This window comes from Vibrio sp. 1562 (assembly GCF_033340155.1).
GTDB lineage: Bacteria > Pseudomonadota > Gammaproteobacteria > Enterobacterales > Vibrionaceae > Vibrio > Vibrio alginolyticus.
Genome location: NZ_JAWOVY010000135.1, coordinates 1 through 988 on the forward strand (window position 1 = coordinate 1; position 988 = coordinate 988).

At 45.6% G+C, this 988-nt stretch carries 1 protein-coding gene; it reads right to left on the reverse strand.

The genetic code is table 11. The annotated features are described in order from the left end of the window. A partial coding sequence (locus tag R7Z49_RS23720; RefSeq protein ID WP_318112173.1) for a molybdopterin-dependent oxidoreductase occupies positions 1–853 on the reverse strand: 853 nt, incomplete at its 3' end. Positions 854–988: the final 135 nt, after the last annotated feature.

Below are 988 nucleotides of genomic sequence, written 5' to 3' on the forward strand. Positions count from 1 at the left end.
CGTGTTTGATAGGAATCCATTGGTCTTCACGGCCAGCGGCAGTATCGGTGTAACGAGGGTCGATACAGATCGTACGTGTGTGGTTAATATTTTTTGCGTCCACGTAGTTGTGGATTTGACCACCGCCCGACATACGCGTCTCGGCTGGGTTGTTACCGAACATCAGACAAAGATCTGCGTTTTGTACGTCGTCAATCGAGTTGTTGTCTACCCAAGTGCCGTAGAAGTACTCAGACATACATTCGATGTTCGCTGCTGAGTAGTCGCCGTAGTGATTCAGGTAACCACCACAAAGGTTCATCATACGTGCAACCAATGTCGCGCTCGGATCCCAGCTCTTAGTTACCGTACCACCCAAGGTACCCGTACCGTAGTTTAAGTAAACCGCGTCATTCCCGTAGTCTTTAATGATGCGTTTTAGGTTGTCACCGATGAGGTCAAAGGCTTCGTCCCAAGTGATGCGTTTGAACTTACCTTCACCACGTTTACCAACGCGAAGAAGTGGGTATTTCAAACGGTCTGGCGAGTAAACACGGCGACGCATAGAGCGACCACGCAAACAAGCACGAACTTGATGATTGTGGTTATACACATCATCACCCGTGTTATCGGTTTCTACCCATTTGATTTCACCGTCGACCACGTGCATACGAAGCGGACAACGAGAACCACAGTTTACGGTACATGCCGACCAGACAATTTTTTCGTTTGGTTTTGCTGGTGTTTCTTTGGCAACCGCTTTAGTTGCAAACGGGAGAGAAAGCGCGTTTCCTGCTAACGCTAAAGCGCCAAGTGCAGAACCGCCCTTTAAAGCATCACGCCGAGTAATATTAAACTTACCATTTTGACTCATGGTTTTTTCCTAAGTGCATTTAAAATTGGGAGTGGCGCTTAATTAATAACAAGTGGGGAAAGAACACTAATTAGAAAAAAATAAGATATAGAGATCGTACTTTCAAAATAGGCATGATTTGAAAATATCTAAAAC